Annotated in this window: 1 protein-coding gene; it reads left to right on the top strand. The window is 68.8% G+C overall.

Going from position 1 to position 15,779, the window contains the following annotated elements; genetic code table 11:
- The coding region (locus ACZ67M_RS37700; RefSeq protein WP_469854354.1) for an amino acid adenylation domain-containing protein at positions 1–15,779 on the top strand (15,779 nt) is incomplete at both ends.

The following is a 15,779-nucleotide window of genomic DNA, read 5'->3' as shown; positions in this document are numbered from 1 at the left end:
GTTGGGGGCTGTTCCTGGGGTTGTGGTGCGGCATTTGTATGGGCCGACGGAGGTGACGTTGTGTGCGACGCAGTGGGTGGTGGGTGATGGGGGGTTGGTGCCGGGGGTGTTGCCGATTGGGCGGCCGTTGGAGAACACGCGGGTGTATGTGCTTGATGATGGGTTGTCGCCGGTGCCTGCGGGTGTGGTGGGTGAGTTGTATGTGGCGGGGGTGGGGGTTGCTCGGGGGTATCAGGGGCGGTCTGGGTTGACGGGTGAGCGGTTTGTTGCGTGTCCGTTCGGTGGGCCGGGTGGGCGGATGTATCGCACGGGGGATTTGGTGCGGTGGAGTGCGGACGGGCAGCTCATGTTCGTGGGGCGTGCGGATGATCAGGTGAAGGTGCGGGGCTTCCGGGTGGAGCCGGGTGAGGTGGAGGCGGTGCTGGCCGTGCATCCCGGGGTGAGCCAGGCGGTGGTGGTCGCGCGTGAGGATGCGCCGGGAGACAGGCGCCTCGTCGCCTACGTGGTTCCTACTGCTGGGGAGATAGCAGCAGCGGACTTGCGTACCTATGTAGGCGCTCGGTTGCCGGAGTACATGGTGCCGTCGGCGGTGATGGTGCTGGAAGAGTTGCCGATCTCGGTGAACGGCAAGGTGGACCGGGCAGCACTGCCCGTCCCGGACTATTCGGCTGGCGCAGGCCGGGGTCCTGCCACAGTGGCTGAAGAGCTGGTGTGTCAGGTGTTCGCGGAGGTGCTGGGTGTGGAGCGGGTGGGGGTGGAGGACAACTTCTTCGAGCTGGGCGGGCATTCGTTGCTGGCGGTTTCGTTGGTGCAGCGGTTGCGTGAGCGTGGGTTCGGGGTGTCGGTGCGGGTGCTGTTCGAGGCGCCGACGCCGGCGGCGTTGGCTGCTGCGGGCAGTGGCGGGGGTGTGGTGGAGGTGCCTGCGAACGGCATCCCCGAGCAGGGTGTGGAGGTGATTACGCCGGAGATGCTGCCGTTGGTGGAGCTGACGGCCGTGCAGATCGACCTCGTGTGTGAGTCGGTGGAGGGTGGGGCGGCGAACGTGGCGGATGTGTATCCGTTGGCGCCGTTGCAGGAGGGCATCTTCTTCCACCACCTGCTCACCGCATCGGGTGAGGCGGACGTGTACCTCGTGCCGATGGTGCTGGGCTTCGACAGTCGTGAGCGGCTGGACGGGTTCTTGGATGCGTTGCAGCGGGTGGTGGACCGGCATGACATCTACCGGACTGGGTTGGTGTGGGAGGGGTTGCCGGAGCCGGTGCAGGTGGTTCGGAGGCGTGCGGCGGTTCCGGTGAGTGAGGTGGTGCTGACCGGGGAGGGCGGGGATCTGCGGGCTGAGTTGTTGGCGGTCGCTGGGCGGTGGATGGATCTGCGGCAGGCGCCGTTGCTGCGGGTGCATGTGGCGGAGGAGCCGGGGAGGACCGGCCGGTGGCTTGCGCTGGTACAGGTGCACCACCTGCTCCAGGACCACACCGCCGCGGAAGTGGTGCTGAATGAGGTCGCGCTGCTGATGGAGGGGCGTGGGGCTGATTTGGCGAAGCCGCTGCCGTTCCGTGATTTTGTGGCGCAGGCGCGGTTGGGGGTTTCGCGTGCGGAGCATGAGGAGTTCTTCGCTGAGCTGTTGGGTGATGTGACGGAGCCGACGTTGCCGTTCGGCTTGGCGGATGCCCGTGGTGACGGTACGGGTGTGCGGTCGGCGCGGGTGAGGGTGGATGACGGGCTGGCGGTGCGGGTGCGGGAGCAGGCTCGCGGGCTGGGGGTGAGTCCGGCGACGTTGTTCCATGTGGCGTGGGCACGGGTGCTGGCGGGTCTGGCGGGCCGGTCGGATGTGGTGTTCGGGACCTTGTTGCTGGGCCGGATGAATGCCGGGCGGGGTGCGGACCGGATTCCGGGGCCGTTCATGAACACGCTTCCGGTGCGGATGGACGTGTCGGGCCTGGATGTGGTGGGTGCGGTGCGGGCGATGCAGGGGCAGTTGGCCGGCCTGCTGGTGCATGAGCATGCCCCGCTGGCCCTGGCGCAGAAGGCCAGCGGCGTCCCGGCCTCAACCCCGCTGTTCACGTCCCTGCTGAACTACCGTCGCGGGCCTCAGTCTGGCACCACCTCCACTTCCACCCAGGGCGGCCGACGCGCCTTGGCTGGTGTGGATCTCGTACACAGCCAGGACCTCACGAACTACCCCTTGGCCGTCGCGGTGAACGACTACGGCTCAGGATTCGGACTCACGACCGATGTGATTGCTCCGGGTGATCCGGAACTAGTGTGCGTATCGCTGCACACCGCCCTTGACGGGCTGATCACTGCGCTGGAAGAAGCTCCAGAGGGACCGTTGCGCGAGATCGCGCTCCTCTCCGGTGCTGAGCGCGAGCAGATGCTCGCGGGCTGGAACGACACCGCCACCAGGGTCTCAGACACCACGGTGGATCAGCTGTTCGCGGAACAGGTGGCTCAAGACCCCAGTGCGTTGGCAGTGGTGTGCGGGGATGAGCGGTTGTCGTATGGGGAGTTGGACGAGCGGGCGAACCGGCTGGCGGAGGTGCTGGTCCGGCGCGGTGTGGGGCCGGAGTCGGTGGTGGCGGTCATGCTGGAGCGGTCGGTCGAGCTGGTGGCGGGGCTGCTGGCGGTGTGGAAGGCTGGCGCCGCCTATCTTCCGGTCGATCCCGCTCATCCCTCGGAACGGCTCGCGTTCACGCTGACCGACGCCCGTCCGTCCTGCGTGCTCACGACGCGTGCGCACGCTGGTGAACTTCCGGCAGACCTGACCGTCCCCGTGCTTGCCGTCGACGAGGCGGAGCCGGCCGGGAGGGATGAGTGGACGCGCCCGGTCCTGACGGCCGGGCACGCGGCGTACGTGATGTACACGTCCGGATCCACGGGGCGGCCGAAGGGCGTGGTGGTCACCCACGGCGGCCTGGTCAACCACATGATCTGGATGCAACGGGTGTTCGGGCTGGAGGCGTCGGACCGAGTGCTCCACAAGACGCCGTTCGGGTTCGACGCGTCGGTCTGGGAGCTGTGGTGGCCGTTGATGTCTGGTGCGGCCTTGGTGATCGCCGCGCCGGACGGCCACCGTGACCCGGCCTACCTGGCGGAGTTGATGCGGCGTGAGGAAGTAACTGTCGCGCAGTTCGTTCCTTCGTTGCTGTCGGCCTTCACCGCCGATTCCGCGGCGGTCGATTGCGTGAGCCTGCGGATGCTGTTCTGCGGCGGTGAGGTGCTGCCGGGTGCTTTGCACGAGCGCGTCACCGATCTTCTCGATGTGGAGCTGTACAACCTGTACGGGCTGACGGAGACGACGGTCGATTCGACGTCTTGGCATGGCAGCCCGAGTGAAACGCGGGGCGGGAGTGCCCCGATCGGCCGCCCGGTCGACAACACCCGCGTTTATGTCCTGGACCGCTTCCTGGAGCCGGTGCCTCCGGGTGTCCCGGGTGAGTTGTATGTGTCGGGGTCTGGGGTGGCGCGGGGGTATCAGGGGCGACCGGGGCTTACGGGCGAGCGGTTCGTTGCGTGCCCGTTCGATGGCCAGGGTGAGCGGATGTACCGGACCGGTGACCTGGCACGGTGGAGTACGGATGGGCAGCTGCTGTTCGTCGGCCGTGCGGACGATCAGGTGAAGGTCCGCGGCTTCCGGGTGGAGCCGGGTGAGGTCGAGGCCGTCCTGGCCGCCCACTCCGGGGTGGGTCAGGCGGTGGTGGTCGCACGCGAGGACGCACCGGGGGACAAGCGGCTGGTCGCGTACGTGGTCCTCAGGGCTGAGGGCGCGCAGGGTGATGATCTGCGGAGGTATGCGGCGGAGCGGTTGCCGGAGTTCATGGTGCCGTCGGCGGTGGTGGTGCTGGATGAGTTGCCGTTGTCGGTGAACGGGAAGCTGGACCGTTCCGCGTTGCCGGCGCCGGAGTATGCGTCTGCGGGTGGGCGGGGTCCTGCCACGGTGGCTGAAGAGCTGGTGTGTCAGGTGTTCGCGGAGGTGCTGGGCGTTGACCGTGTAGGCGTGGAGGACAACTTCTTCGAGCTGGGTGGGCATTCGTTGCTGGCGGTGTCGTTGGTGCAGCGGTTGCGTGAGCGTGGGTTCGGGGTGTCGGTGCGGGTGCTGTTCGAGGCGCCGACGCCGGCGGCGTTGGCTGCTGCCGGTAGCGGCGGGGGTGTGGTGGAGGTGCCTGCGAACGGGATCCCGGCGCAGGGTGTGGAGGTGATTACGCCGGAGATGCTGCCGTTGGTGGAGCTGACGGCCGCGCAGATCGACCTCGTGTGTGAGTCGGTGGAGGGTGGGGCGGCGAACGTGGCGGATGTGTATCCGTTGGCGCCGTTGCAGGAGGGCATCTTCTTCCACCACCTGCTGGCCGGCCCGGGTGAGGCGGACGTGTACCTCGTGCCGATGGTGCTGGGCTTCGACAGTCGTGAGCGGCTGGACGGGTTCTTGGATGCGTTGCAGCGGGTGGTGGACCGGCACGACATCTACCGGACTGGGTTGGTGTGGGAGGGGTTGCCGGAGCCGGTGCAGGTGGTTCGGAGGCGTGCGCTGCTTCCGGTGAGTGAGGTGGTGCTGACCGGGGAGGGCGGGGATCTGCGGGCTGAGTTGTTGGCGGTCGCTGGGCGGTGGATGGATCTGCGGCAGGCGCCGTTGCTGAGGGTGCATGTGGCGGCGGAGCCGGGGAGGACCGGCCGGTGGCTTGGGCTGGTACAGGTGCACCACCTGCTCCAGGACCACACCGCATTGCAGGTGGTGCTGGGCGAAGTCGCGGCGTTGATGGAGGGGCGCGGGGACGAGTTGCCGGTTCCGCTGCCGTTCCGGGACTTCGTGGCGCAGGCGCGGTTGGGGGTTTCGCGTGCGGAGCATGAGGAGTACTTCGCCGAGCTGCTGAGGGACGTGACGGAGCCGACGCTGCCGTTCGGCCTGGCCGATACGCGCGGCGACGGTACGGATGTGCAGCAGGCACGGCTGGTGGTGGATGACGGGCTGGCGGCGCGTATCCGGGAGCAGGCACGCCGTCTGGGGGTAAGTCCGGCGACGCTGTTCCACGTCGCGTATGCGCGGGTGCTGGCTAGTCTGGCGGGTCGGTCGGATGTGGTGTTCGGGACGCTGCTGTTGGGTCGGATGAATGCGGGGGTGGGGGCGGAACGAATTCCTGGGCCCTTCATCAACACGCTTCCGGTGCGGGTGAACGTGGCCGGCCTGGATGTGGTGGGCGCGGTGCGGGCCATGCAGGCCCAGCTGGCCGGCCTCCTGGTCCACGAGCACGCCCCGCTCGCGCTTGCGCAGAAGGTCAGCGGTGTGTCGGGTTCGGCTCCGTTGTTCACCTCACTGTTCAACTATCGCCATGGCGGCCCGTCGGCGGATGCTGGTGCTTCGGTACGGGGTGGTGCTGCGGGTGTGGAGTTGTTGTTCGCGCAGGAGCGGACGAATTATCCGTTGGCGGTTGCGGTGGATGACCTCGGGTCTGGGGCTGGGTCTGGGTTTGCGGTGGTGGTTGATGCGGTGGCTCCGGGGGATGCGGGGTTGGTGTGTGAGTTGGTGGAGATGGCGGTGGGGGAGTTGGTGGGGGCGTTGGAGGTTGGGCCGGGGGTGGCGTTGGGTGGTGTGGGTGTGCTGCCGTCGTCGGTGCGGGGGCGGGTGGTGGATGGGTGGAACAGTGGTGCTGTGTCGGTGCCTGAGGTGTCGTGGGTGGAGTTGTTTGGGCGTCAGGTGGTGCGGGATCGGGGTGCGGTGGCGGTGGTGTGTGGTGGGGAGTCGTTGACTTATGGGGAGTTGGATGAGCGGGCGTCTCGGTTGGCGGGTGTGCTGGTGGGGCGGGGTGTGGGGGTTGAGTCGGTGGTGGGGGTGGTGTTGGAGCGGTCGGTGGATGTGGTGGTGGCGTTGTTGGGGGTGTGGAAGGCGGGGGGTGCGTATGTGTTTGTTGATCCGTTGTATCCGGTGGAGCGGGTGGGTGTGGTGCTGGCGGAGGCGGGGCCGGTCTGTGTGGTGACCGACAGCGCTCTGGCTGGTGGGCTGCCCGACGGTCTGGGTGCGCCGGTGGTGTGTCTGGACGATCCCGGGCTGGATTCCGCGCCGGTGGCGGATCCTGTGCTTGGTGGGCTGGGTGGTGCGGCGTATGTGATGTTTACGTCGGGGTCGTCGGGGGTGCCGAAGGGTGTGGTGGTGTCTCGGGGTGCGGTGGTGGGTTTGGTGGCGGCTCTGGGTCCGGTGCTGGGCGTGGGGCCTGGTGTGGGGGTGTTGCAGTTTGCGTCGTTTGGTTTTGACGGTTCGGTGCTGGATGTTGCGGTGACGTTGGCGTCGGGTGGTCGTTTGGTGGTGGCGTCGGAGGTGGAGCGGGCGGATGTGGGGTTGCTGGCTGATGTGGTGGTGCGGGAGGCAGTGGAGGTCGCGAGCGTGGTGCCGTCCCTCCTGGGTGTGGTCGACCCGCAGACGGTGCCCGGGCTGGCGCGGGTGCTGGTGGGCGGTGAACTCCTCTCGGCTGAGGTGGCGCGGGTGTGGGCGGCGGATGGCCGGGTGTTGGTGAACACGTACGGGCCGACGGAGGCGACGGTCATGGTCACCGCCGGGCGGGTGCTTGAGGGTGGGCTGGGTGTGCCGCCGGTGGGCGGGCCGGTGGCGAACGCGCGGGTGTTTGTGCTGGACCGGTTCCTGGAGCCGGTGCCGCCCGGAGTGGCCGGGGAACTCTACGTCGCCGGCGTGCAGCTGGCTCGTGGGTACCATCAGCGTCCGGGCCTGACGGGGGAACGGTTCGTGGCGTGCCCGTTTGGTGATTCGGGTGAGCGGATGTACCGGACCGGGGACCTGGCGCGGTGGACCGCGGACGGGCAGCTGGCATTTGTCGGCCGTGCGGATGATCAGGTGAAGGTGCGTGGGTTCCGGGTGGAGCCGGCCGAGGTCGAGGCGGTTCTGGCGGCGCATCCCGGGGTGGGTCAGGTGGTGGTGGTCGCGCGTGAGGATGTGCCGGGTGACAAGCGCCTGGTCGCCTACGTGGTGCCCGAGGGGGAGGGCCCGCTGGATGGTGACTTGAGGAGTTTTGCGGCTGAGCGGTTGCCGGAGTACATGGTGCCGTCGGCGGTGGTGGTGCTCGACGGGCTGCCGTTGACGGTGAACGGGAAGCTGGACCGGGCAGCACTCCCCGCCCCGGACTATTCGGCTGGCGCCGGTCGGGGTCCTGCCACAGTGGCTGAGGAACTGGTGTGTCAGGTGTTTGGTGAGGTGTTGGGTCTGGAGTGGGTGGGGGTTGAGCAGGACTTCTTCGAGCTGGGTGGGCATTCGTTGCTGGCGATGCGGTTGGTGTCGCGGTTGAGGGTGGTGTTCGGGGTTGAGGTGGGTGTGCGGGAGTTGTTCGAGGCGTCGACGCCGGCGGGGTTGGCGGCGCGGATTGCGGGTGCGGATGCGGCGCGGGTGGGGTTGGTGCGGTGGGAGCGGCCTGAGCGGGTGCCGTTGTCGTTTGCGCAGCGGCGGTTGTGGTTCCTGGCGCAGTTGGAGGGGCCGAGTGCGACGTACAACATCCCGATCGCCCTCCGTCTGGAGGGTGCGCTGGACGTGAACGCGTTGCGGGCTGCGTTCGGTGATGTCCTGGGGCGGCATGAGGTGCTGCGGACGGTGTTCCCGGTGGTGGACGGGGAGCCGTATCAGCAGGTTCTGACTGTCGGTGATCTGGGTGAGGTGCTCAGGGTCGCGCGGGTGGCCGAGGGTGAGGTGGCGGACCTGGTGGCGCAGGAGACCGGGCACGGGTTCGACCTCGGGGTTGAGGTGCCGCTGCGGGCGCTGCTGCTGGAGACCGGTGTGGATGTGCACGTCTTGGTGGTGGTGGTGCATCACGTCGCGGGGGATGGATGGTCCATGGGCCCCCTGGCCGAGGACATCTCGGTGGCGTATGCGGCACGGTGTGCGGGGGAGGCTCCGGGCTGGGAGCCGTTGCCGGTGCAGTACGCGGACTACACGCTGTGGCAGCGGGAGCTGCTGGGCGATGAGGGTGACCCGGACAGCGTGCTCGCCGGACAGGTGGGCTTCTGGCGTGACGCGCTGGCCGGGGCACCGCAGGAGTTGGCGCTGCCGGTGGATCGGCCGCGGCCGGCAGCCGCGTCGCACCAGGGTCACACGGTTGCCCTTGAAGTCCCGGCGGAGGTGCATGCTCGGCTGGCCGCGTTGGCGCGGGAGCAGGGCGTGACCCTGTTCATGGTGGTGCAGGCCGCGCTGGCCGTGCTCCTGTCGAAGCTGGGTGCGGGCGAGGACATTCCCGTCGGTACGGCGGTGGCCGGCCGCACGGACCAGGCCCTCGACGATCTCGTCGGGTTCTTCGTCAACACGCTGGTGCTGCGTACGGATGTGTCGGGGGACCCGACCTTCGGTGAGTTGCTGGAGCGGGTGCGGGAGACGAGCTTGGCGGCGCTGGAGCATCAGGAGGTGCCGTTCGAGCGGTTGGTGGAGGTGCTGGCACCGGACCGTTCGCTGGCGCGGCATCCGCTGTTCCAGGTCATGCTCACCCTCCAGAACGTGGATGGGGCGGGTCTGGAGTTGCCGGGTGTGCGAGTGGCGCCGGTGGGGGCGCAGCTGGCGGCAGCGAAGTTTGATCTCGACTTGTCGTTGGGTGAGTTGGTTGACGGTGAAGGGCGTCCTGGTGGGTTGCGGGGGTCGGTTACGGGGTCGGTGGATCTGTTCGATGAGGTGAGTGTGGGGGTGTTTGCTGAGCGGTTGGTGCGGGTGTTGTCGGTGGTGGCGGGGGATGTGCGGGTGGGAGCGATTGAGGTGCTGTCGGAGGGTGAGTGGGGGCGGGTGTTGGTGGGGTGGAATGAGTCGGGTGTGGTGGGGGTGTCGGGTGTGGTGCCGGGGTTGTTCGGGGAGCAGGTTGCGCGGACTCCGCATGCGCCTGCGGTGGTGGGTGAGGGGGAGACGCTGTCGTATGGGGAGTTGGATGAGCGGGCGTCTCGGTTGGCGGGGGTGCTGGCGGGGCGTGGTGTGGGGCCTGAGTCGGTGGTGGGGGTGTTGTTGGAGCGGTCGGTTGATGTGGTGGTGGCGTTGTTGGCGGTGTGGAAGGCCGGTGGTGCGTATCTGCCGGTGGATCCGGAGGCGCCGGCGGAACGCGTGACCTGGTTGCTCGAGGACGCGGCCCCAGTGTGTGTGGTGACCAGCGCGACGTTGGCGGGTGGGTTGCCGGAGGGTCTGGCGGTGCTGGTGGATGAGGCGGTGGGTGACGGGCCGGTGGAGTCGGCTGGGGTCGTGGTGGGGCCGGGGCATGCGGCGTATGTGATTTACACGTCGGGGTCGACGGGTCGGCCGAAGGGCGTGGTGGTGTCGCACGGGGCGCTGGCCGGCTATGTGGCCTGGTGTGTGGAGGCGTATCCGGGGGTGCGGGAGAGCAGTCTGCTGCATGGGTCGGTGTCGTTTGATCTGGGTGTGACGGGTTTGTATGCGGCGTTGGTGTCGGGTGGATGTGTGTTCGTGTCCGGTCTGGATGAGGGTCTGCCGGCGGTGCTGGACGGGCGCCGTCTGGGCTTCTTGAAGGTGACGCCGAGTCATCTGCCGTTGCTGGAGGCGCTGCCTGAGGAGTGTGCTCCGACGGGCCAGTTGATGGTGGGCGGCGAAGCCCTTGGTTGGGATGCGGTGCAGCGGTGGCGCGACGCGCATCCGGACGTCGATGTGGTCAATCACTACGGTCCGACGGAGGGGACGGTCGGTTCGGCGCATTACGTGATTGGTGTGGGTGAGGGCGACGGAAACGTGGGTTCGGTTCCGATCGGCCGGTCGTTTGCGACGACGAGGACGTTCGTGCTGGACCGGTTCCTGGAGCCGGTAGCACCTGGGGTTGTGGGTGAGTTGTATGTGGCGGGGATGCAGTTGGCCCGCGGATATCACCAGCGCCCGGGCCTGACCGGGGAGCGTTTCGTGGCGTGCCCGTACGGGGGTCCGGGTGAGCGGATGTACCGGACGGGGGATCTGGTCCGGTGGACGGTGGACGGGCAGCTGGTGTTCGTGGGCCGTGCGGATGATCAGGTGAAGCTGCGTGGTTACCGTATCGAGCCGGGCGAGATCGAGACCGTACTGACGGCGCATCCCGCGGTGGACCGCGCGGTGGTACTGGTCCGTGAGGACGTACCCGGCGACAAACGCCTGGTGGCCTACGTCGCAGCCCACCGCGGAGGCGACGAGGGTGACGGCCTGACGGCAGAGTTGCGTGCGTTCGTGGGGCAGCGGCTGCCGGACTACATGGTGCCGTCGGCGGTGGTGGTGCTGGACGGGATGCCGTTGACGGCGAACGGCAAGGTGGACCGGGCAGCGCTGCCTGCGCCGGAGTTCAGCTCGGATGTGCACGGTCGAGGTCCTGCCACGGTGCTGGAAGAGATCGTGTGCGGGGTGTTCGCAGAGGTGCTGCGGCTGGAACGGGTGGGAGCGGAGGACAACTTCTTCGAGCTGGGCGGACACTCCCTGCTCGCGGTGACCCTGGCGTCCCGGCTGCGCGACCGCGGGTTCGGCGTGTCGGTACGGGCGTTGTTCGAGGCGCCGACACCGGCCTCGCTGGCTGCGGCAGCGAGTGCCGGTGGCGGGGGCGTGGTGGAGGCGCCGCCCAACGGGATTCCGGAGGGCGCGGAGGTCATCACGCCGGAGATGCTGCCGCTGGTCGAGCTGACGCCGGCGCAGATCGACCTGGTCTGCGCATCCGTCGAAGGCGGCGCGGCGAACGTGGCGGACGTGTACCCGCTGGCACCTGTGCAGGAGGGCTTCTTCTTCCACCACCTGCTGGCCGGCCCTGGTGGAACGGATGTCTACTTCGAGGGGATCGTGCTGGGCTTTGACAGCCGTGAGCGGCTGGACGGGTTCCTGGCGGCGTTGCAGCGGATGGTGGGGCGTCACGACATCTACCGCACCGGGGTGGTGTGGGACGGGCTGCCCGAGCCGGTGCAGGTGGTCTGGCGGCGTGCCGTCGTCCCGGTGACCGAGGTGACCCTGTCGCGTGACGGGGATCCGGTGGCGGAGCTACGGGCCATCGCCGGGCGGTGGATCGACCTGAGAGAGGCGCCGTTGGTACGGGTGCATGTGGCCGCGGAGCCGAGCAGCGAGGGCGGCGGCCGGTGGATGGGCCTGGTGCAGGTGCACCACCTCCTCCAGGACCACACCGCACTGGAAGCGGTGCTTCGAGAGGTCGCGGCCTTCATGGAGGGGCGCGACGACGAGCTGTCGGCACCCCTGCCGTTCCGTGACTTCGTGGCCCAGGCCCGGTTGGGGGTCTCCCGCGAGGAACACGAGGAGTACTTCACGGAGCTGTTGGGCGGCGTGACGGAGTCGACGCTGCCGTTCGGCCTGTCCGATGCTCGTGGTGATGGCTCCGATCTGGAGCAGGCGAGGCTGAGCGTGGATGCCGGGCTGGTGGTGCGGGTGCGGGAGCAGGCCCGTGAGCTCGGCGTGAGTCCGGCGACGTTGTTCCATGTGGCCTATGCGCGGGTACTGGCGAGCCTCGCGGGCCGGACCGACGTGGTGTTCGGGACCGTCCTGCTGGGCCGCATGAACGCCGGGCGGGGTGCGGATCGGAATCTGGGTCCGTTCATGAACACCTTGCCGGTACGGGCCGATGTCGCCGACGGCGACGTGGTGGGTGCGGTGCGGAAGATGCAGGCCCAGCTGGCCGGCCTGCTGGTGCACGAACACGCTCCCCTCGCCCTGGCGCAGAAGGCCAGCAGCGTCCCCGCACGCGCCCCGCTGTTCACCTCCATTTTCAACTACCGCAACAGCCAGCGGTGGGGTGCTCTGCCGAACGGCGGTGACAGGGTCGGATTGGCCGGCGTGTCCGTGGTGCACCGGAGGGGAGGCACCAACTACCCGTTGACCGTAGCGGTGGACGACATGGGCTCTGGGTTCGGGCTGACGGTCGACGCCCTCGCGCCGGGTGATCCCGAGTTGGTGTGCGGGTTGATGCATACGGCGGTCGAGAGTCTCGTCGAAGCCCTGGAGAACGCGCCGGGCACCGAGCTGCATGGGCTCGAGGTGTTGTCGGAGGCCGAGCGGGGGCGGGTGTTGGTTGGGTGGAATGAGCCGGGTGTGGTGGAGGCGTCGCGTGTGGCGGCGGCGTCAGGCGTGGTGCCGGAGTTGTTCGCGGAGCGGGTGGTGCGGGAGCCGGGTGCGGTGGCGGTGGTGGATGCACGGGTGGAGTTGTCGTACGGGGAGTTGGATGAGCGGGCGGGCCGGTTGGCGAGTGTGCTGAGGGGGCGTGGGGTCGGGTTGGAGTCTGTGGTGGGGGTGATGCTGGAACGGTCGGTGGACGTGGTGGTGGCGTTGCTGGCGGTGTGGAAGGCCGGCGGTGCGTACCTGCCGATCGATCCGGAGTATCCCGCGGATCGCGTGGCGATGATGTTGGAGGACGCGGGGCCGGTGTGTGTGGTGACCAGTGCCGGGCTGGTCGGGCGACTGCCGGAGGGTCTCGGGGTGGTGGTGGATGAGGCGGTGGCGGCCGGTGAGCTGATGGAGCCGGCACGGGTCGAGTCGGGGCATGCGGCGTATGTGATCTATACGTCGGGGTCGACGGGCCGGCCGAAGGGTGTGGTGGTGTCGCACGGGGCGCTGGCCGGCTACGTGGCCTGGTGTGTGGAAGCGTATCCGGGGGTGCGGGAGAGCAGTCTGCTGCACGCGTCGGTGTCATTCGACGCGGGTGTGACAGGGCTGTTCGGGGGGTTGGTGAGCGGTGGGTGTGTGTTCGTGTCCGGGCTCGATGAGGGTCTGCCGGCGGTGCTGGGTGAGCGCCGTCTGGGCTTCCTGAAGGTGACGCCGAGCCATCTGCCCGTGCTGGAGGCGTTGCCGGAGTCGTGTGTCCCGACTGACCAGTTGATGGTCGGCGGAGAGGCCTTGAGCTGGGGCCTGGTGGAGCGGTGGCGCGAGGCGCACCCGGGGCCGGCCGTCGTGAATCACTACGGGCCGACGGAGGCGACGGTCGGTTGCGCGCACTACGAGATCGGTGCGGGTGAGGGCGACGGAGGTGTGGGCTCGGTTCCGATCGGGCGGTCGTTCGCGACGACGCGGACGTTCGTCCTGGATGGATGGATGCGCCCGGTGGCGCCGGGCGTGGTGGGTGAGTTGTACGTGGCGGGGGTGCAGCTGGCCCGCGGATATCTCGGTCGTCCCGGCCTGACCGCGGAGCGGTTCGTGGCGTGCCCGTACGGCGGTCCGGGTGAACGGATGTACCGGACGGGTGACTTGGTCCGGTGGACCATCGACGGGCAGCTGGTGTTCGTCGGGCGGGCGGACGACCAGGTGAAGGTGCACGGGTACCGGATCGAACCGGGTGAGATCGAGACCGTACTGGCCGCGCATCCGGACGTCGACCAGGTGGTGGTGATTGCCCGTGAGGACGCCTCCGGCGACAAGCGACTGACGGCGTACGTCGTCGCCGGGGACGGCGGTGGTGTGGGCGCTGGTCTGGCCGCTGAGCTCCGCGCCCACACGGCGCAGAGGCTGCCGGAGTACATGGTGCCGTCCGCGGTGGTGGTGCTGGACGAGTTGCCGTTGATGGTGAACGGGAAGCTGGACCGGGCGGCGCTGCCCGCACCCGACTACGGGATCGCGGGTGGCAAGGGGCGCGGGCCGGCCTCGGTGGTCGAGGAAGTCGTGTGCGCGGTCTTCGCCGAGGTACTGGGCCTGGAGCGGATCGGGGTCGACGACAACTTCTTCGAACTGGGCGGCCACTCGCTGCTCGCGGTGTCGTTGGTGTCGCGGCTGCGCGAATGGGGCCTGGGGATCTCGGTGCGGGCGCTCTTCGAGACACCCACACCGGCCGGGTTGGTCGAGGCCGGCAACGGACCGGTTGTGGAGGTGCCGCCGAACGGCATTCCGGACGGCGCCGAGGCCATCACGCCCGAGATGCTGCCCTTGGTGGAACTCACGGCAGCACAGGTGGAGGTGGTGTGTGCGGCGGTCGACGGTGGAGCGGCCAACGTGGCGGACGTGTATCCGCTGGCGCCGTTGCAGGAGGGCATCTTCTTCCACCACCTGCTCGCCGATCCGGGGGAGGCGGATCCGTACCTCCGCTCTCTCGCCATGGGCTTCGACGGCCGTGAGCGACTGGACACGTTCCTGGCTGCCCTGCAACAGGTGGTGGACCGGCACGACATCTACCGCACCGGCGTGATGTGGGAAGGCCTCCCCGAGCCCGTGCAGGTGGTGCGGCGGCGCGCGGTCGTCCCGGTGACGGAGGCGACGCTGACGGACGGCGGGAACCCGGCGGCGGAGCTCATCGCGATCGCCGGCCGGTGGATGGATGTCCGACGGGCGCCGCTGCTGCGGGTCTACGTGGCGGCGGAGCCGGGCAGCGAGCGGTGGGTGGCACTGGTGCAGGTGCACCACCTGCTGCAGGACCACACGGCGACCGAGGTGGTACTGGGTGAGGTCGCGGCCCTCATGACCGGGCGTGGGGACACCCTGCCGGTACCGCTGCCCTTCCGTGACTTCGTGGCCCAGGCGCGGCTGGGTGTGTCCCGAGCAGAGCACGAGGAGTACTTCGCCCAGCTGTTGAGGGACGTGACGGAACCGACGCTGCCGTTCGGCCTGGCCGACGCCCGCGGCGACGGCACCGGCGCCCAGCAGGCACGCGTGATGGTTGACGACTCCCTGGCGGAGAGGGTGCGGGAGCGGGCGCGTGGGCTCGGGGTGAGCCCGGCGACCTTATTCCACGTGGCGTGGGCGCGGGTGCTGGCCGTACTGGCCGGACGGTCGGACGTCGTGTTCGGGACGGTGTTGCTGGGCCGGATGAACGCCGGGGCGGGTGCTGAGCGGATCCCTGGGCCCTTCATGAACACGCTGCCGGTGCGGATGGACGTCGCGGACACGGATGTGGTGGGTGCGGTGCGGGCGATGCAGGCCCAGCTGGCCGGCCTGCTGGTGCACGAGCACGCGCCCCTCGCACTGGCCCAGGCGGCCAGCGACGTCCCGCCGTCCGTCCCGTTGTTCACGGCGCTGTTCAACTACCGCCACAGCAACCGAGTGCGGTCGGACGCTCCGCAGTCCGGCGACACACGGCCAGGTGGGGTGGCCGGCATGAGGGTGTTGCTGGGCGAGGACCGTACGAACTACCCGTTGGCGGTCTCGGTCGACGATCTGGGGGTCGGCTTCGGGCTGACGACCGGTGTGGTCGCGCCCGGCGACCCGGAGCTCGTATGTGACTTGATGCAGACGGCGGTCGAGAATCTGGTCACAGCCCTGGAGGAAGCCCCACGGACCCCGTTGCGTGGGGTGGAGGTGTTGGCGTCGTCGGGTCGTGATCGGGTGTTGGTGGAGTGGAACGACACGGATCGGGTGGTGTCCGAGGAGACGGTGGTGGGTCTGTTCGAGCGGCAGGTGGCGCGGGATCCGGGTGCGGTGGCGGTGGTGTGTGGGGAGGAGGCGTTGTCGTATGGGGAGTTGGATGAGCGGGCGTCTCGGTTGGCGGGGTTGTTGAGGGGTCGTGGGGTGGGGCCTGAGTCGGTGGTGGGGGTGTTGTTGGAGCGGTCGGTTGATTTGGTGGTGGCGTTGTTGGGGGTGTGGAAGGCGGGGGGTGCGTATGTGCCGCTTGATCCGTCGTATCCGGTGGAGCGGTTGGAGTTCATGGTGGGGGATGCGGGGCCGGTGTGTGTGGTGACGGTGGGTGGTTTGGTGGGGGTGTTGTCTGGTGGGGTGTCGGTGCCGGTGGTGTGTTTGGATGATCCGGGTGTGGTGGTGGAGTTGGCGGGGGTGGATCCGGCTGTGGATTTGGGTGTGGGTGGGTTGGGGGGTGTGGCGGCGTATGTGATGTATACGTCGGGGTCGTTGGGGGTGCCGAAGGGTGTGGTGGTGTGTCAGC

The organism is Streptomyces sp. NPDC107500, from assembly GCF_055582785.1.
Note: the sequence above shows the minus strand (reverse complement) of the source record. Positions and strands in the feature narration are given on the sequence as shown.